Source organism: Neorhizobium vignae (genome assembly GCF_000732195.1).
Classification (GTDB): domain Bacteria; phylum Pseudomonadota; class Alphaproteobacteria; order Rhizobiales; family Rhizobiaceae; genus Neorhizobium; species Neorhizobium vignae.
On sequence record NZ_JNNU01000003.1, the window covers coordinates 309,012 to 327,259 of the forward strand.

Below are 18,248 nucleotides of genomic sequence, written 5' to 3' on the forward strand. Positions count from 1 at the left end.
CAGAAAAATCGAGAGAGTAAACATGGATCAACCCTTCACGCTCGCCGCCTGTGCAGAAATGCTGTGGCGCGACAAGCCGATCGAGTGGCGCTGCGCGCGGCTGGCCGACCTGGGCTTTCAAGTCGGCCTGTGGAACTGGCCGGACCACGATCTCGCCAGGCTGGAGAGATCGGGGGCCACGTTCTCGATCATGAACGGTTATCTTACCGGGCGACTTGCAGACGCCGAGGGCGCCGACGAACTGCTGCGTTCCGCGCGCGAAACGGCCATGGTCGGCAAGCGGCTCGGCGTCGCGCGCCTTAACCTGCATGGGACCGGGCTTGGCGAGGGCGGGCTCCCGGCCCGACCCAGCGATGTGGTGACAGGACGGATGTGGCTGAAGGCAAGGGACACGCTTTGCCGCATCGCAGACATGGCGGAGGAGGAAGACGTTGTCTTCACTCTGGAAAACCTCAACCTGCCGGTTGACCATCCCGGCACGCCGTTCGGACGTGCCGAGGATACCCTGACTCTGGTCGCATCGGTCAACCATCCGCGTTTACGCCTCAACCTCGACCTCTATCACGTGCAGATCGGAGAGGGGAACCTGATCGAAACCTGCCGTGCCTGCCTCCCATGGATCGGCGAGGTGCAAGTGGCCGATGTGCCCGGTCGGTGCGAGCCCGGTACCGGCGAGGTAAATTACCCGATGATAGCGCGCGCGCTCCACGAGATGGGCTATCGGGGGCCTGTCGGCATGGAGGCTTTCGCAAAGGGCGATCCGGAGAGTGCCCTCGAGGCATTTCGCGCCGCGTTTACACTTCGCAGGTAGGATAGTTCCGGTCCCTGCCTGGCCTGGGGTCTTTGCCATGGCCGGCGGTGATCGCCTACTGGCCAGGAAGGGCATTGCGCTTCTTGAGCGGTTCGGAAGCCCGGGATGTGTTATCCCGGTCCGCCTTCATCTGTCTTCTGCGATCAGGATGCTTTAACGCCAACCGAACGCCTTGAGGCGACATAACCTCTGCTGCCATCCATCAGCACGCGGGTATAGGGATGCGCGACGGTGTCGGCGAGCAGCTGCGCCTTAGTCGCCACTTCCACGAAGCCACCGTTCTGCATGATGGCGACGCGATCGCAAAGATGCGCGACGACCGCCAGGTCGTGGCTCACGAGGATATAGGTCAGCTTCTCCCGATCGCGCAGATCCTTCAAGAGATTGAGGATTTCCGCCTGAATGGATACGTCCAGGGCTGAGGTGGGCTCGTCGAGCAGCAGGATCCGCGGTTCCAGGATGAGTGCCCGGGCAATCGCTACGCGCTGCCGCTGTCCGCCCGAAAGCTGATGCGGGAAGCGATAGCGGAAATTGAGGGGCAGCCCGACATCCTTGAGCGCCTTTTCGACGCGCTCCTGCCGGTTGTCCTTGCCGTGGATTTCCAGAGGCTCCAGCAAGGTCCGCCCGATCGTGTGGCGGGGATGGATGGAGCCGAACGGATCCTGGAACACCATCTGTTGCTTGGCGAGCTGTGAAATCGACCGTTTCTGGCCGATCGCCTCGTCGTCGATGCGGATGGAGCCGGTCCATTGTCTGTTCCGGCCGGCGAGCGCTCCAAGGACCGTGGATTTGCCGCAGCCGCTTTCGCCGACCAGTCCGAATGTCTCGCCCTTCGCAACCTCGAAGGACACATCGTTGACGACACGGATGAGGCTGTCGCCGTGGCCATAGGAAACCGCAAGATGATCGACCTTGATCATGGTCATGGTTCAGTTCTCCAACCAGGCCGGATCGCGGCGCAGAACCTCGAGCCGATCGCGCGGATGGTCGAGGCTCGGCAGCGCGTTCAAGAGGCCGCGGGTATACGGATGCTGCGCGTCGTCCAGATCGGCGGCCGCGATCGTTTCCACGACACGACCCGCATACATGATGATGACGCGGTCGCAGAAGCTGCGCACCAGATTGAGATCGTGGGAGATGAAGATCAGCCCGAGGTTCCGCTCCGTCACCAGGTCGTCGAGGATGGACAGAACCTGCTGGCGCACGGTCACGTCCAGCGCCGAGGTGGGCTCATCGGCGATGATCAGTGACGGCGAGGCGATCAGCATCATGGAAATCATGATGCGCTGCCCCATTCCGCCGGAAACCTCGTGCGGATAAAGGTCGAAAACACGCTGCGGATCGCGGATGTTGACGCGCTCCAGCATGGCCAGCGTCCGCTGCCGGGCTTCTTTCCGCGAGACCCGCTCATGCAGGATGACGGTCTCCGCAATCTGCTCCCCCACGGTCATGACCGGATTGAGCGAATATTTCGGATCCTGCAGGATCATCGAAATCCGCCGTCCGCGCACCGAAAGCATCTGCTCCTCGGGGGCGGTCAGCAGGTTGATGTCTTCGAATTGCAGCCTGTCAGCCTTAACGACCGCCTGTGGGGGCTGTAGCCGCATGATCGCGCGCCCGACCGTGCTCTTGCCCGAGCCGGATTCGCCGATGATGCCGACTTTCTCGCGGCCGACGCTGAAGGAGACGTTGCGCACGGCGGTGACGACGCCGGACAGCGTCGGGAATTCCACCGACATGTTCTGAACGGTCAGGATGTTTTCGGGCGGTTTAAGCATTGCGGGGATCCAGTATGTCGCGCAGGCCGTCGCCGAAGAGATTGAACGCCAAGCTGACGACCAGGATTGCAAGGCCCGGGATCGTCGTCAGCCACCACGCATCGAGAAGATACTTGCGTCCGGCGGCGGCCATGGCGCCCCATTCGGCCATCGGCGGCTGGGCGCCGAGGCCGAGGAAGCCGAGGCCCGCGGCGGTGAGGATGATGCTCGACATGTTGAGAGTCAGGCGGACGATGATGGACGGCGCACAGAGCGGCACGATATGGCGAAGCAGAATGCGGCCCATGCGCGCGCCCTGCAGTTCTGCGGCGACGACGAAGTCGGCATGGCGGAAGGTCAGCGTTTCCGCCCGCGCCAGCCGGGCGATCGGCGGCCATATGGTCAAGGCGATGGCGATCACCGCATTTTCGATGCCGGGCCCGAGTGCCGCCGAGAACGCCAGCGCCAGGACAAGGCTCGGGAAGGAGAGGAAGATATCGGTGATGCGCATCAGCACGACATCGACCCAGCCGCCGAGATAACCTGCGCTGGCACCGATCACGAAGCCGATCGGAGCGACGATGACGGTCACCAGGATGCTGATATAGAGCGTCGTGCGCGCCCCGTAGACGACGCGTGTGTAGACGTCTCGACCGAACTCGTCGGTGCCGAACCAGTGGCTTGCCGAAGGCGCCTTGAGCGCCGTCGCGAGATCCTGGCCGTAGGGGTCGTAGACCGTCAGCACGGGCGCCAGCGCAGCAATGATGACGAGGGTTATGACCACGGCGAAGCCTGCAAACGCCAGCGGGTTCGCGAGCAGGCTAAGCCAGGCCACATAGGCCTTGTGCAGTCTGGCCTGCTTCGTGGAGGTGAAGTCCTCGTTGATGAGCCAGTTGTGAAGGTCGGTGAAGTAACCGGATTTGGTCATGGCGGTACCGGGGTCCTGGGTCATCGGGTTCGGGGATCGATGAAGCGGTAGACGATATCCGACAGGAGGTTGATCGCGATCGAGATGATGCCGATCAGGAGGACGCCGCCGAGAACCGCGTTCATGTCTGCGAAGAACAAGGCGGAGGTGAGATACTGGCCGAGGCCCGGCCAGGAGAATACCGTCTCGATGAGCACGGTGCCGTCGAGAAGGCCGCAATAGGCGAGCGCCACGACCGTGAGCAGCTGGACCCGGATGTTGCGGAAGGCGTGGCGCCAGATGATCGGCCGCGTGCCGAGGCCCTTTGCGCGGGCCGTCAGGATATATTCCTGCCGGAGCTGTTCAAGCATGAAGCTGCGGCTCATGCGGCTGAGATAGGCCATGGCCGCATAACCGAGGATGAGCGCGGGCGCGATGACATGGTGGAGCGCGCTCCAGAAGACGTTCCATTCCCCGGCGAGAAGCGAGTCGATGATCAGCGAGTTCGTCGGCCCTTCGACAAGCCCCTCGTTATAGATGTCAATGCGGCCACCGGCGGGAATGACGCCGAAGTTGGCGTAGAATATGAGGATCACCGTCGTGCCGATCCAGAAGATCGGCGTGGAATGCCCGAGCAGCCCAACGATACGGGCGAGATGATCGACCCAGGTCCCTTTCCGCACGGCTGACAGGATGCCGAGGGGAACCCCGAACCCTGCGCCGATGATCGTCGCGAGCGTGGCGAGCTCCAGCGTTGCGGGGAATACCCGCGCGAGATCACTCGCCACCTGGTTTTTGGTGACGTGCGACTGGCCGAAATCCAGCCGCACGATATCGGCAAGATAGGAGCCGAACTGCACATAGATGGGCCTGTCCAACCCCATCTCCTTGTAGACGCGATCATAGGTCGACTGATCCGCCTGATCGCCGACCACGGCGATGACCGGGTCAGCCGGGATCATCCGGCCGACGACGAAGGTGATGATCAGAAGGCCAAGCAAGGTCGTCGCGATCACCGCGAGCGACGTGGCAAGTTTACGCCCGGCGGACAGCAGCTTTCTGCTGCCCGCGCGTCGCGTTTCGATGGTCTGTGACATGCTCAATTGCGCAGTTCCTAGAAGAGGCGATCAATTGCCCTTGTTGACCGTGTCCCAGCGGGTCAGCCAGGTCGAATGGCCGATATAGCCCTTCACTTCGTTGCGAACCGCCTTGGCGTCGGTGCGCAGAAACGAGGTGACGAGGGCCGGCGACGAAGCAAGATAGGCCTCGTTGATCTTGGTATAGAGTCCGGCGCGCTTCGACTGGTCGGTCTCGTGCGCGGCAGCGGTGACCATCTGCTGGATTTCCTTGGGAACATCCCAGGCCGTGCGCCAGGCATTCAGGCCGACGAGCTTGGCCTCGTCGGTATTGTTGGCATTCGTCGCATAGGATTGCAGAACCGCATGCGGGTCCGGGAGCCGGTCGCCTGAGCGGGCCGAAAAGATCTCGAACTGGCGGTTGCGGAACTTGCCGATATGGTCGCCGCCCTGCAGGTCGAGCTTGATGCCGGCCTTGGCGGCATTGGCCTGAAGCGACTGGGCGACTTCGTATTCGGGCGTTACCGGCGTCGCGTAATAGACCTTGGAAAAGCCATTCGGATAACCGGCCTCGGTGAGAAGCTGCTTGGCCTTTTCGATATCGAGCTTGTACGGGTTCTTGTCGATCGCGCCCGGCAGGCCGGCCGGCACGATCGTCTGCTGTTTGATACCGTAATATTTCATGACGGTGCCCGCGAGGCCGTCATAATCGATTAGGTAGCGGAACGCCTCGCGCACCTTCGGCTTCGACAGAATTTCATCCTTCTGGTTCAGGGCCAGATAGTAAAAGCCGAAGCCGGGGGTCTTCTGGATCGTTACCTTGCCCCCCGTTTCGAGCGCGCCGAGGTCCGTGGACGAAAGCCGCGTCGCCACATCGGCGTCGCCGGCATCGATCTGCAGGCGCTGGGCGGACGATTCAGGGATATGCCGCAGCAAAACGCGGCGCATCTTGGGTTCGCCCTGCCAGTAGTCCTTGAACGCCTCGGCGATGATCAGCTCGTTGACACGCCATGTCCGCAACGTATAGGGGCCGGAGCCCGCGTCGGCGGTCTGCAGGAATTCCCTTCCCATATCGCCGCCCTTGTCCTTGTCGGCAAGGAACTTGCTGTCCAGGATCGAGGTGGAGAAACTGGCAAGCGAATAGAGGATGAGGTTTGAATTCCAGACCTCGGGGGTTTCGACAACGACGGTCGAACCGTCCGTCGCGCGAATGAGCTTTTCGACGTTGTCAGCCGTAAAACCCCACTGGCGCAGGTCCGTCGACGGCGCGAGGCCAAGCTTCACCAGCCGGCGCAGCGACCATTCGACATCCTTTGCGGTCAGCGGGTTGCCGGAGTGGAATTTGACGCCCGAGCGGATTTTGAACGTAAACGTCTTGCCATCTGGAGAAACCGTCCAGCTCTCGGCGATGCCAGGCTGCGGCTTAGATATGTCGTCGGCCGGCAGGACGATCAGCCGCTCGTACAGATTGGCGACGATCTCGGCGGCTTCCAGCTGGTTTATCTCGTTGGGGTCAAGCCCGCGCAGGGACGAGGTGTCCATGGCGACGACCAGTTGATCCTTCGGCGTCGCCGCCAAAGCAAGGCTTGGCGCAGCCAATGACAGGGCAGCGATGCTGGAAAGCAGAATGACGTGACGTCTAAGCATAAAAATCCTCCTCCGGGCTCCTCAAATCGCATCGACGACAGATTTTCGTATCGACATAGATCTGAAGTCTGGTATATCAGATCCCACAATCTCACTGTCTCGTCAACGGATTTCGCGAAAAATGATTCCTGAGCCAACTGGAAGCCCACGGTCCGAAGCGTTTGCGAAGATCGATCCGAAATTTCAGATGACGGTGCGGGATCACGTCCATCGCACCCTGCGAGCCGCTATCCTTGCAGGACGGTTCGCGACGGGGGAGAAGCTCAACGAGCGCAGCCTCGCCGAGCAGTTCGGCGTAAGCACGACGCCGATCAAGGAGGCCCTGCGCCAACTTGAGACGGAAGGCCTGGTCGAGGCTCTACCCCGGCGCGGCGTTATCATTCGGTTTGATATGAGCTGGGCGGAGGAGATGATTCTCGCTCGCGCGGCGCTTGAGTCGATGATCGCACACTTGGCCGCAAAGCGCATCGGCAAGCCGGCCGGCGCCGAGTTGACGGCGATAGCCGACCTGATGGCCAAGGCGACGTTGTCCGCGGATGCGGACAGCCTCGTTTCCCTCAACGAGCAATTCCACGAACACATTCACCGCAGTTCCCGCTGCGGTTACCTCGCGAAATTGATCGAACGGCAGCAATTCTACGACGCCAGCATCCGCCGCGTCATCCACATGGATCCCGCCGAGCGTCAGAAAGCGCTCGAAGAGCACACCGCCATCGCCAAGGCCATCGTCACGGGTGATGCGGATCTCGCCGAACGGCAGATGCGCAACCATGTCGTGCGCTCCGGTGAAACCTATCTGAACATCGTTTTCGGCAACAAAAAGGATATCTGACGTGAATGACAGGTTGCAGACTGTAAGAAAGGCGCTGACCGGCATTTCGGGTGTTCCGGTGACGCCTTACCGGCAAGACGGGACTGTCGACGTCGAAAAGCTCGCCGCGCTGATCAAGCGGCTGGCAGCCGCCATGGTGCACAACCTGATGGCGGCCGGCAATACCGGCGAGTTCTTCACGCTCACCATGGACGAAGTCCGCACGGTGCATGCCGCCACGATCAAGGCCGCCGACGGCATGTCGCTGGTGAGCGCTGCCGTCGGCCGCTCGCTGACCGAAGCAAAGGCGCTTGCGAAAGACGCGATTGCCGAAGGTGCGGATGCGATCATGGGCCACCATCCCATGGACCCGTTTGCCGGGCCATCCTATCAGGCCGGCTATTTCCTGGAACTGGCGGATTTCTGTACCGTACCGGTCATCGCCTATGTACGCAGCGACAGCTTTTCGGTCGAAGATTTCCGCAAACTCGCCCTGCATCCGAACATTGCCGGCATCAAGTTTGCCTCGTCGAACCTGATGCTGCTGGCGGACGTCATTCGAGCCACCCATGACGCTCCGGCAATCTGGGTCTGCGGTCTGGCCGAAGGCTGGGCGCCGGCATTCTACGCCATGGGCGCCAAGGGCTTCACGTCGGGTCTCGTCAACGTATTCCCCGAGCGCTCGCATGCGATCCATCGCGCGCTGGAGGCCGGTAACTATGAGAGGGCACGCGAACTGATCGACGGCATTGCCGGCTTCGAAATGCTCCGTACCAAATACAACAACGGCGCCAACGTGACGGTTGTGAAGGAAGCGCTCGGCATGCTCGGCACCGATGTCGGCCCGGTGCGCGTCCCGGGCGTCGTCGCCCTCAACGACGATGAGCGGCGGCTTCTGCGTGGCATCGTCGATCGCGTCAAAACCGAAACGATTGCCGCCTGAGGAGGAAACCAAAGTGCATATTACCGGAATAAAGACGTACATGCAGCGCGTGGACGAGCGTCCTCGCCTGCTGCTGAAGATCGAGACCAGCGAAGGCATTTCCGGCTGGGGTGAATGCTACAATCACGGCCCCGACCTGGCGCTTCCGCCGCTTCTCGATTACCTTTTCCATCAGATCGAGGGCGAAGACCCGCGCCGCGTGGAATTCCTCGTTCTGAAGCTCAACCAACAGTGCCGGTTTCCTCCCGGGGCGCTCGGCCTTGCCGCGATTTCTGCAATCGATCACGCGTTGTGGGATATCGCCGGCAAGGCTGCGGGTCTGCCGGTCTACATGCTGCTCGGCGGCAATGTGCGTGACCGCGTCCGCGTCTATTGCGGCGTTTACACCGCACCCGATCCGCAGGACGCGCTCGATCAGACGCTCAAGCTCAATGCAGACTACGGTTATACCGCGTTCAAGCTGAGCCCCTATCGCCGCGATCTTCACAACAGCCGCTGGGGCGAATTGGTGAAGGAAACGGGCGACTATTTCGGCAAGATCCGCGAGATCACCCCTTCGCATTTCGAATTCGCCTTCGATTCGCACGCGAAGATCTACGAACCCTACCAGGCTGTCCAAATGGCGGCCGCGATCGCACCCTATGATCCGCTTTTTTACGAAGAACCGATACGGCCGGAACATATCCCCGCATGGGCGGAGCTGAAGTCGAAGGTAACGGTGCCCTTGGCAACCGGCGAATCTCTCTACAATCGCTTCGAGTTCCTGTCGCTGCTGACGGCCCGTGGTGCGGACATCATCCAACCGGACATCTGCGTCGTCGGCGGCGTCACCGAAATGCGTCGCATCGCTGCCATCGCCGAAGCGCATTACGTGACGATTGCGCCGCATAACCCGATGGGGCCGCTGGCAACCGCCGTGAACATCCATTTCTGCGCCGCCCAGCCGAACTTCAAGATCCTGGAGTTCAAGCCGCATGTGCATGCGCCCTGGGCGCTCGACCCCTATATGCCGGTGGACGGATATATGAACCTGCGCCCGGATCGCCCGGGCTGGGGTATCGAGATCGACGAAAAAGTGCTGGCCAAGGACGATTACGTTCACTGGGAGCGGAAAATCACCCGCAAGCCGGATGGCTCGACCGCCTATCCGTGAAACAAGGGCCAGGCCACCATATAGCACGCACCCCGTTGCTGGCCGGTGAGGAGGGAGATTTCCTGACCTGTCAGCCGCTGCCGCCGGCGGTCGCGCGAGCTAGGGCATCAGGCTTCGGAAACCACGCTTGTGACCGTGTCGAGATTTCAGTCTCGCGACATAGGCATCATGGGAACCGAGGCCTGCGAAGTCGTCGATGTACGGGGCAAGCGATGCACATCTGACAAGATGCCGCGCCGCGTGCTTGTAGCGGCTGGATCGGGCGTTTTCGAGCGTGAAGTCGATCATCGAGCGCAGCACGATTGTTGCCGCGAGCGGGTATTTCTCGGCCAGAGCTTCGGCGGCTGGCGTCATCAGGTCGTAGAGATCGCCGTCGAGTTCTGCCTTCCGCTTCAGCACGAGCTTGGCCGCCTCGACCATCGCTGGCCAGTGCAGGAAAAAAGCGAGCGCTCGATGCACCTCCGGAAACGCCTGGGCATAAACGAATGCCTTTTCCTCGGCCTCCATGTCGTCGAAGTCCGGTAGCCGGCGGATAAAGGCACGCAGGTGCACGTCGTTCAGCGACTGCTCGAACCACGTCCAGCGATCCGCCTGGGCTTCCTCCGCGCGCCCCAGGGCTTCGAGCACCTCGACGCGTGCGAGCTGCCACTCGATCGGAGCGTCGACACGGCCCCGGGTATCGACCGCGTCCAGCGTTTCGAGTGCCTCGGCGGCGCGGCCTGCAGAAAGGAGCCGGCGCGCGATGTCTGTCGCCACCAGGGGCGCCTTGCGGGTCTTTTCAGGTTGCTGGGCGATATACGCATTCACGTCGCCCTGGGCATCGGCGATTTCCTGCAGGGCAATGCGCACCGTCCGTTCCCGGTGATTTTCGTAGGCCTGGTCTTCGTAGATCGGCCCTTTGCTGCTCCAGCCGATGACCTGACGGTGGCTTTGAGCGACCCTGTCCTCGGGTTCCCTCGACCACTGCACGAACAGGGCGTTGAGCCGTTGAAGACCGTCCTTGCCGAGTGAGGGCGCCATAGCCGCGATCAGCGGATCATATTGGCCATAATCGTTGTTCTGCACCGCCGCGAAGATCTTGTCGGCAAGGGCATCCTTCTCGATACCCGGCGACCTGGCGATCACGCCGGCATCCGCGCACGCCTGGTGGAAGCTCTGGATGATCGAGCCGCTGCCGTCAGCGGATCTCTGAAAGATGGGATCGGCTAACGCCAGGAATTGCCAGGCGAGTTCCATGGCTTCCTTCGGATCGTCGGGGGCGACGATATCGACGATCGTTTTCCGCTGTGTTTCCAGATCCTTCGTGACTGCCTTCACCCTGCGCCAGTTTATGAAGGTTCGCGAACGGGCAATGCTCGTGAGCCGCTTGCGCACTTCGCGTGCAATCTCGGCGCCGCTGTGATTGCCTGCGAGCTCCATGCGAAGCCGTCGTTTGTTTGCCGCGCTGCCGGTGCTGATCTCGATGAGCAGTTCGGCCAGGCGCGGCGCGCCGAGGGCCTCCAGGTTTTTGGCGTTGAGTGTCGTCGTCTTGGCTGCCATGGGCTTCCGCTGCTGTTCGCATCGGACATTAGCCTTGCGGCCGGATGGCGCAAGGTCCGGGAGGTTATTCTCGGCGTACCGCCATCATCGAAACAAACTTTCCAAAAGATCACGAATTAGGCACAAATTTTGTTTGCTTAAAAAGAGAACCATGCAATATTTGAATTGATACAGGTCAATGCTGCATTTTACGCATTATGGGTCGGCGATGGAAATCAAGCAGCTCGAAGTGTTCCTCGCAGTCATGTCGGCAGGCAGCATCACCGCTGCCGCCCGGCTGCTCGACCGCTCGCAGTCGCAGGTGACGCGCCTCATTCAGGAACTCGAAGCCTCCGTCGGCTTTGCGCTTTTTGACCGCAACGGTCCCCGCATCACGCCGACATCGCGAGCCATCGCTTTTCATTCGGATGCCGAGCGTTTCCTGACCGGCATCGGCCAACTCAAGGAGCGCGCCAGGAATATCCTTTCGGAAGAGCCGGCGCCGATCGAGATTGCTGCGATCCCGGCATTCGCAAGCGGTCTGGTGCCGCTCGCGCTTGCGGAAATGCCGGCGGACCTCATTCCGCGGAATGTGCATCTGCGCAGCATTTCGGCCGAGGCGGCCGTCCAGTCGGTGCTTGCCCGAACCGCGGATTTCTGCGTCGCTTCGCTGCCTGTCGAACATCCGGGCCTTGATGTGCACGGCCTGTTTCAGGCGCCTTGCGTTGCAGCGGTGGCAGCCGACGATCCTCTGGCGGACAAGGACATCATCTCCGTTCGCGACCTTGCCGATCGCTGCCTTATCACCATGGCCAATCCCTTCCGGCTGCGCCGCCGCGTCAACCAGGCCCTGCAGATGGCCGATGTCCGGCCATCGCGCGTCGTCGATACCAATGCGGCGCTGAATGCTCTGCAGCTTGCCTCCACCGGTTTCGGGGTCTCCATCGTGGAGCCCGCCACCGCCTACGGCCTGCAGCTCAAGAACGTCGAGATCCGGCCACTCGATGTCGACATCCCGTTTCTCTGGGGCGTTTTCTCGGCCGCTTCCAAGCCGCTTTCGGAAGGTGTTCTGGAGCTCATCCAGTTGATCATCAGGATTTCGGCCGCCCGCATACCGGGCTTCGTGGCGCATGATCCCGGCCATATCGAACGTGTGGCGGATGTGACTTTCGGCGCCGGCGCGAATGCACAGGAGCAGTGATTTTGAAGGCGCAGGATGCACAGCCGATGAAAGGCCTGGAAGCGCTTGAGCAGCGGCTTGCCGAGGACCTGTCGTTTCTCGAACTCCCTCCCAAGGAGTGGGTGCCGGCGACCGAATATGATGGTGTCCAAGTTTTCGACACCGTCGTAATCGGCGCCGGCATGTGCGGCCTGGTGGCGACCGCCTCGCTGAAAATGCTCGGCATCCATAACGTCGTCTGCCTCGACCGTTCCCCCGCAGGGCAGGAGGGGCCGTGGGTGACGTTCGCGCGCATGGAAACGCTGCGCTCTCCCAAACAGCTGCCGGGGCCGGCGCTCGGCCTGCCGGCGCTGACATTCAGGGCGTGGTATGTCTCGCAGTTCGGCGCGCAGGCGTGGGACGCGCTCGGCAAGATCCCCAAATCGCAGTGGATGGACTACCTGATCTGGTACCGCCGCGTCCTTCAGCTGCCGGTCCGCAATCTCGTCACCGTCACCGATATGATCCCGGTCAGCCAAGACCTGATCGCTCTCGATGTTTCGGATGCGCAAACCGGCAGGCAGGAACGGCTTTATGCCCGGCACGTGGTTCTGGCGACCGGCCGTGACGGCCTCGGCGGCGGTTACGTGCCGGAATTCGTCGAGCGGGTGCGGCCACAATTCTGGGCCCATTCCGCCGACGAGATCGATTTCCCGGCCCTGAAGGGCAAGCGCGTCGCGGTCGTCGGGGCAGGGGCTTCCGCCATGGACAATGCGGCAACCGCGCTCGAAGCGGGTGCCGGCCAGGTCGATATGATCATCCGGCGCAAGGAGCTGCCGCGCATCAACAAGTTCACCGGCATCGCCAGCCAGGGCGTCGTTCAGGGTTTTGCCGGCCTCAGCGATGCGTGGAAATGGAAATTCCTCGACTATGTGCTCGACGCCCAGACGCCGCCGCCTCGCGATTCCACCCTGCGGGTGTCGCAACATCAAAACAGCCGGTTTTTCCTCGGCACGGCGGTGACCGGCCTGCGGGAAAGCGGCGACCATATCGTCGTCGAAACCAGCCGCGGCGAATTCGACTATGATTTCGCGATCTTCGCCACCGGTTTTCGGGTCGATCTCGATCGCCGCCCTGAACTCACGCATTTCGCGCCTTACATTCAGTTCTGGAGCGACGTCTTCACGCCCGAAAAGGGCATGGAAAATGGCGAGCTCGCCACGTCTCCCTATCTCGGTCCCGATTTCGAGTTTCTCGAAAAGCTTCCCGGCAGCTGCCCGTCGCTGCGCCTCGTCCATTGCTTCAACTATCCGGCCTCGCTCAGCCACGGCAAGTTGTCGGGCGACATACCGGCGGTCAGCGACGGCGGTCGTCGGCTTGCACGCGGCATCGCCCGCAATCTCTTCGTCGCCGATCGCGAAACCCATTTCGCCAATCTCGTCGCGTTTGAAACGCCGGAGCTGCTTGGCGACGAGTGGACGGATTCCGCCGCGCTGATCCCGGCCATCCTCAAGGGAGCGGCCGAATGACGACCGCCGTTCTCCATCGCACGAGGGCCTGGCCGTGACCCGCTATCTCGTCGGCAAGCTGGCAGAATCGCTGCTCGCCATATGGGGCGTGGTCACGATCGTTTTTTTCGTGAGCCGCGTTCTCGGCGACCCGGCCGTGCTTCTGCTGCCGGTCGGTGCCGGCCAGCAGGACCTCGACGCGCTCCGGGCCTCGCTTGGCCTCGACCGCCCGATCCTCGAACAATATCTCATCTCCGTTCTGGCCATGGTCCGGGGTGATTTCGGCATTTCGTTCCAGCACCAGCGCCCCGCCATGGACGTCGTTCTCGAACGCATGCCGGTAACCGCCACGCTCGCCGGTACCGCGCTTGTGTTCGGAACGCTGATCGGAGCGGTGGCCGGTGCCATCGCGGCGCTGAAACGCGGCACCATCTCGGAATTCATCGTCATGGTGGCGGCTCTTCTGGGCCAGGCGACACCGGTTTTCTGGCTCGGCATCATGCTGATCCTGGTATTTTCGGTCGATCTCGGCTGGTTCCCGACGGGTGGCTCGGGAACGGTCGCGCATCTTGTGCTTCCCGGACTGACGCTGTCGGTCTTCGTGTCGGCCTCGATCGCCCGTCTGCTCCGCTCGTCGCTGCTCGACATCATGCGTGAGGACTATGTTCGGACCGCGCGCGCCAAGGGCCTGCTGCCACGCACCGTGTTCTTCTGGCACATCGCGCGAAACGCGCTGATCCCGGTGATTACGATGATCGGCATCATCGCCGGCGAGCTTCTCGGGGGATCGGTGGTCATCGAAACCGTGTTCGCCTGGCCCGGCGTCGGGCGCATCATCATGCAGGCGATCCAGGCCCAGGATTTCCCGGTCATCCAGGCGGGGGTCGCCCTGGTCGCCGCCATTTTCATCGTCGTCAACCTGTTGGTCGATCTGCTCTATGGCGTGCTCGATCCGCGCATCCGTCGGCGATAGGTGCGGCCATGAAAGCGTTCTTCCTCGCCCTCCTGAAAAGCCGCGCCGGACTGTTCGGTTTCCTGCTGGTCTCGGTCTTCGTGCTGGCCGCAGCTCTCGCGCCCTATCTCGGCCTGCCGGTGCCGACGCGGTCCAACCTGCTTGCCCGCATGGTGGCTCCCACCTGGACGGGATTGTTTTCGCCCGGCGCCCATCCGTTCGGCACCGACGAGCTCGGTCGCGATATCTTGTCTCGCATCGTTCACGGCAGCCGGATCACGCTCGCGATTGCGGCCGCGGCCGTCATTCTGGGCGGCATCGTCGGCACGCTGCTCGGCATTGTCGCCGGTTACTATCGCGGCATGGTCGATCGCGTCCTGATGCGCATCGTCGATATCCAGCTCGCCTTGCCGCTGATGCTTCTGGCCCTTCTGGTGGTTGCGGCGCTCGGACCCTCGACCCGCAACCTCGTCATCGTGCTCGCTCTGACGAGCTGGCTCCGCTACGCCCGCATCATCCGTGGCCAGGTGCTTGCCCTTCGCGAACGTGAGTTCATCCTGTCGGCCCATGCGATCGGTGCGGGAACCTGGCGCATCATGCTCAAGCACCTGCTGCCGAACGTCATGACCCCGGCGCTGGTGATCGCGACGCTGGAACTCGCCCGCATCATCATCATGGATGCGGCGCTTTCGTTTCTCGGGCTCGGCGTCCAGCCGCCCAATCCGAGCTGGGGCCGCATGCTGGCCGACGGCCGTGTCTATATCTCGACCGCCTGGTGGATCGTCACCTTCCCCGGCATTGCCATTCTCCTGACTGTGCTCAGCGTCAACCTTCTGGGTGACTGGCTGCGCGATCACTTCGATCCGAAATTGAGGACCATGCGATGAACCAGCTTTCCCGTTCCACGTTGCCGCCCCGCGTCGGACGCCTGAAGGCCGGCATGGCCCGGCAGGGTGTCGATGTCATCGTCTCCTTCAAACCGGAAAACAGCTTCTATTTCACCGGCTTCAACCCGATCATCTATTCCCATCCGGTGATCGCCATCCTGACCCCGGATCATGACCCGATCATGCTTGTGCATGCGCTGCGCGACGATCACGGCCGCGCCAGCGCCTGGGTGCCGGATATCCGCCTCTACGGTTCCTGGTCGACCAAGGTCACCATGGGGCCGAACTGGCAGGATGCGCTGGCCTCGATCCTTGCCGATCTCGGCGTGGCCGGCAAGACCGTTGGCATCGAGGAGGAATTCATCTCGATCCAGCGGGCCGGTCAGCTGCGCAAGGCGCTGCCGGACGCGGCATTCGCCGATGTCAGCCATCTGATCGACCATTGCCGTCTGATCAAGGATCCTGACGAGATCGCCAATGCCCGCATCGCCGCGCGGGCGGCCGATCTTGGCATGGATACGGCGGTCGCAACGCTTGCGGCCGGCGGCAACGAGCGGGAGGTCGCCATCGCCTCCATGCATGCGATGAACACGCTGTGGACCGCCGAATATCCCGATGTCGAGGTCTGCGACTTCGGCTCGCTGGAAGGCGGGGTCCAGAACGGCATGGCCACCTGGGTGCTTTCGGGGCCGCGCATGTTCTACAATTGCGACAATCCCACCCAGCGCAAGCCTCAGCGCGGCGAGGCCGTTTCGGTGCTGATCTGGACGATCGCCAACGGCATCCACGCCGAAAACGAGCGCACCGTCGCGATGGGCCCGCTGCCGGACGTCAACAAGCGGGCGCTCGACGCCATTCTCGAAATCCGCCAAGAGGTCGATGCCCTGATCAGGCCCGGCACGCCTTACAAGGACCTGTTCGAGAAGACCCGCGAGGGACTGAAGGCACGCGGTTACGGGGCTAACATCCCGGGTCGTATCGGCCATGGGATCGGGCTTGGTGCGCACGAACATTCCTCGCTCGACGCATCGTCCTCGCTCGTCCTCGAACCGGGCATGATCTTCACCTTCGAGCCCAATATCCGCGTTCCCGGCGTTTGCGCGACGCAGATCTCCGATACCGTTCTCGTCACCGAGACCGGCCGCGAGTATCTGACCCGCTCGGCCGGCGGCTATCTGGAGGTCTGAGCGTCCGATGGCACCCCTGCTCGAGGTCCGCAATCTTACCGTCGCGTTCGACACGCCGGCCGGCACCGTGCATGCCGTCAACGACGTGTCCTACAGCCTGGAAGAGGGCGAGACGCTTGGCATCGTCGGCGAATCCGGCTCGGGCAAGAGTGTCCATGCCCTGTCCATGGTCGGGCTGATCGCGACGCCGCCCGGCCGTATCGTCAGCGGCGAAGTCCTGTTCAACGGCCGCGACCTGCTGGCGCTGTCGCAACGCGAACTGTTCGAAGTGCGCGGCAAGGAAATCGGCTTCGTCTTCCAGGATCCGATGACCTCGCTCAATCCGGTCCTGACCATCGAGCGGCAGATCGCCGAGCCGCTGCGGCGGCATTTCGGCATGTCGGCAAGCCAGGCGCGGACGCGCGTCGTCGAACTGCTCGAACTCGTCGGCATCCCCGATGCCGCCCGCCGCGCCAGACAATATCCGCACGAGTTTTCCGGCGGCATGCGCCAGCGTGTGATGATCGCGATCGGCATTTCGTGCAATCCGAAGCTGCTGATCGCCGACGAGGCGACCACGGCGCTCGACGTCACCGTTCAGGCGCAGATCCTCGATCTGGTGCGCGATCTCAAGAAGAAGATCGGCACCACCGTCATCTGGATCACCCACGACATGGGCGTCGTCGCCGGCCTCGCCGATACGGTTCAGGTCATGTATGGCGGCCGGATCATGGAGCGCGGCCCGGTCCGCGCCGTGTTCCACGATCCCCGCAACGCCTATACCTGGGGCCTTCTGAAGTCGCTGCCGCATGGCGGCCGTCGAGGCGTGACCCGGCTTTACCAGATCCCCGGCAATCCGCCGGACCTGACCAAGGAGCCGATCGGCGATCCTTTCGCGCCGCGCAATCCCTTCGCGACCGAGCGCTGCCGCATCGAGACGCCGCCGCTTGGCGAAGTCGAGGGCAGCGTTGCCGGCCACAAGGCGGCCGCCTGGTACGATCTTCGTGCCGAGCTTGCCGCCACGCAGGTGCAGCCATGAGCGAGAGCACCATGAAACCGCTGGTTTCGGTCCAGAACCTCTGCAAGACCTATGGCGGCGAGAAGCGTTTGTTCGGCGGTTCGACGCGGGCCCTGAAGGCCGTCGACAATGTCAGCTTCGACATCGCGCCCGGCGAGACGCTCGGCCTTGTCGGCGAATCCGGCTCGGGCAAGAGCACGACCGGCCGAGTGCTGCTCCAGCTCGAGGCGCCGACCAGCGGCGACATCCTCTACAAGGGCGAGAATATCACCGGCCTGAGCAAGCCGATGTTGAAGCCTTACCGGCGCGACATGCAGGTCATCTTCCAGGATCCCTATGCCTCGCTCAATCCGCGCATGACGGTGGGCGAATTTGTCGGTGAGCCGCTGGAGGTTCATAAACTGGGCGGTTCCCGCCGCGAGCGTGAGGATCGCGTCGCCTCGCTGTTTACCAAAGTCGGCCTCGATCCGTCCTTCATGAAGCGTTATCCGCACGAGTTTTCCGGCGGCCAGCGCCAGCGCGTCAATATCGCGCGGGCGATCGCGCTCAATCCCGCCTTCATCGTCGCCGACGAGCCGATCACCGCACTCGACGTGTCCATCCAGGCGCAGATCGTCAATCTGTTTCAGGATCTTCAGGACGAGCTCGGATTGACCTACCTGTTCATCGCCCACGACCTGTCGATGATCCGTTATCTCTGCCACCGGGTGGCGGTCATGCTGCGCGGGCGCATCGTCGAAATCGGCCCCTGCGACGCGATTTTCGAAAACCCGCAGCATGCCTATACGAAGGCGCTGCTTTCGGCGATCCCGGTTCCCGACCCGGATATCGAACGGAATCGCCGGCCGCTCGTCTTCGACGTCGGCGCCAACCTGCCGCCGGAGGACGCCGTTCTGCGCCCCGTCGGCAACCGTCATTTCGTGCTGGAGGCTTGA

Annotated in this window: 17 protein-coding genes; 11 read left to right on the forward strand and 6 right to left on the reverse strand. The window is 62.6% G+C overall.

Features of this window, described 5'->3' with window-relative positions; genetic code table 11:
* Positions 1-22 precede the first annotated feature (22 nt).
* The gene (locus GQ59_RS06105) at positions 23-811 is read left to right on the forward strand and encodes a TIM barrel protein (protein WP_037078822.1); all 789 of its coding nucleotides are present in this window, start codon (positions 23-25) and stop codon (positions 809-811) included.
* Positions 812-954: 143 nt separating this feature from the next.
* On the opposite strand, the gene GQ59_RS06110 is transcribed toward GQ59_RS06105, so the two are convergent.
* From GQ59_RS06110 to GQ59_RS06130, 5 genes are read right to left on the reverse strand one after another with little or no spacing between them, the layout of a single operon-like run.
* On the reverse strand, positions 955-1,731 hold the full coding sequence (locus GQ59_RS06110) for an ABC transporter ATP-binding protein (RefSeq protein ID WP_201772419.1): 777 nt from the start codon (positions 1,729-1,731) through the stop codon (positions 955-957).
* Between the two features lie 9 nt (positions 1,732-1,740).
* Positions 1,741-2,589 (reverse strand): ABC transporter ATP-binding protein, encoded by an 849-nt coding sequence (locus GQ59_RS06115; protein WP_152564247.1) that lies wholly within the window; start codon positions 2,587-2,589, stop codon positions 1,741-1,743.
* A complete protein-coding gene (locus GQ59_RS06120; RefSeq protein WP_244447915.1) occupies positions 2,582-3,520 on the reverse strand; it encodes an ABC transporter permease in 939 nt (312 codons plus the stop codon). Before GQ59_RS06120 ends, GQ59_RS06115 begins: the two co-directional genes overlap by 8 nt.
* Positions 3,517-4,578: an ABC transporter permease gene (locus GQ59_RS06125; protein WP_037078826.1), complete on the reverse strand. Its 1,062-nt coding sequence runs from the start codon at positions 4,576-4,578 to the stop codon at positions 3,517-3,519. Before GQ59_RS06125 ends, GQ59_RS06120 begins: the two co-directional genes overlap by 4 nt.
* A gap of 24 nt (positions 4,579-4,602) precedes the next feature.
* Positions 4,603-6,198, reverse strand: a complete 1,596-nt coding sequence (locus tag GQ59_RS06130) for an ABC transporter substrate-binding protein (protein WP_037078828.1) — start codon at positions 6,196-6,198, stop codon at positions 4,603-4,605.
* A gap of 121 nt (positions 6,199-6,319) precedes the next feature.
* Here GQ59_RS06130 and GQ59_RS06135 point away from each other — a divergent pair, with 121 nt between their 5' ends.
* The 3 genes from GQ59_RS06135 to GQ59_RS06145 are packed head-to-tail and all read left to right on the forward strand — an operon-like array spanning position 6,320 to position 9,105.
* Complete coding sequence (locus GQ59_RS06135; protein ID WP_037078830.1) at positions 6,320-7,030, forward strand: GntR family transcriptional regulator; 711 nt, start codon at positions 6,320-6,322, stop codon at positions 7,028-7,030.
* Between the two features lies 1 nt (position 7,031).
* Positions 7,032-7,952 carry a dihydrodipicolinate synthase family protein gene (locus GQ59_RS06140; RefSeq protein WP_244447916.1) on the forward strand — a complete coding sequence of 307 codons (921 nt, stop codon included), beginning with the start codon at positions 7,032-7,034 and terminating at the stop codon, positions 7,950-7,952.
* A gap of 13 nt (positions 7,953-7,965) precedes the next feature.
* Complete coding sequence (locus GQ59_RS06145) at positions 7,966-9,105, forward strand: mandelate racemase/muconate lactonizing enzyme family protein (protein ID WP_037078832.1); 1,140 nt, start codon at positions 7,966-7,968, stop codon at positions 9,103-9,105.
* 99 nt (positions 9,106-9,204) lie between these two features.
* On the opposite strand, the gene GQ59_RS06150 is transcribed toward GQ59_RS06145, so the two are convergent.
* Positions 9,205-10,644, reverse strand: coding sequence for a DUF6880 family protein (locus GQ59_RS06150; RefSeq protein ID WP_037078834.1), 1,440 nt, complete (start codon positions 10,642-10,644; stop codon positions 9,205-9,207).
* A 208-nt stretch (positions 10,645-10,852) separates the two neighbouring features.
* Between GQ59_RS06150 and GQ59_RS06155 the strand changes: the two genes are divergently transcribed.
* Genes GQ59_RS06155 through GQ59_RS06185 form a run of 7 tightly spaced genes read left to right on the forward strand, consistent with a single transcriptional unit; the run spans position 10,853 to position 18,248 of the window.
* Positions 10,853-11,824, forward strand: a complete 972-nt coding sequence (locus GQ59_RS06155) for a LysR family transcriptional regulator (RefSeq protein WP_244447917.1) — start codon at positions 10,853-10,855, stop codon at positions 11,822-11,824.
* A 26-nt stretch (positions 11,825-11,850) separates the two neighbouring features.
* A complete protein-coding gene (locus GQ59_RS06160) occupies positions 11,851-13,311 on the forward strand; it encodes an NAD(P)-binding domain-containing protein (protein WP_037079203.1) in 1,461 nt (486 codons plus the stop codon).
* Between the two features lie 34 nt (positions 13,312-13,345).
* Positions 13,346-14,263 (forward strand): ABC transporter permease, encoded by a 918-nt coding sequence (locus GQ59_RS06165; protein WP_037078837.1) that lies wholly within the window; start codon positions 13,346-13,348, stop codon positions 14,261-14,263.
* Positions 14,264-14,271: 8 nt separating this feature from the next.
* Complete coding sequence (locus GQ59_RS06170) at positions 14,272-15,129, forward strand: ABC transporter permease (protein WP_037078840.1); 858 nt, start codon at positions 14,272-14,274, stop codon at positions 15,127-15,129.
* Entirely contained in the window at positions 15,126-16,316 is a 1,191-nt protein-coding gene (locus GQ59_RS06175; RefSeq protein ID WP_037078842.1) for a M24 family metallopeptidase, read from the forward strand. Before GQ59_RS06170 ends, GQ59_RS06175 begins: the two co-directional genes overlap by 4 nt.
* Before the next feature lie 7 nt (positions 16,317-16,323).
* Entirely contained in the window at positions 16,324-17,334 is a 1,011-nt protein-coding gene (locus GQ59_RS06180; RefSeq protein ID WP_037078845.1) for an ABC transporter ATP-binding protein, read from the forward strand.
* A complete protein-coding gene (locus GQ59_RS06185; RefSeq protein WP_037078848.1) occupies positions 17,331-18,248 on the forward strand; it encodes an ABC transporter ATP-binding protein in 918 nt (305 codons plus the stop codon). The genes GQ59_RS06180 and GQ59_RS06185 overlap by 4 nt, the downstream gene beginning before the upstream one ends.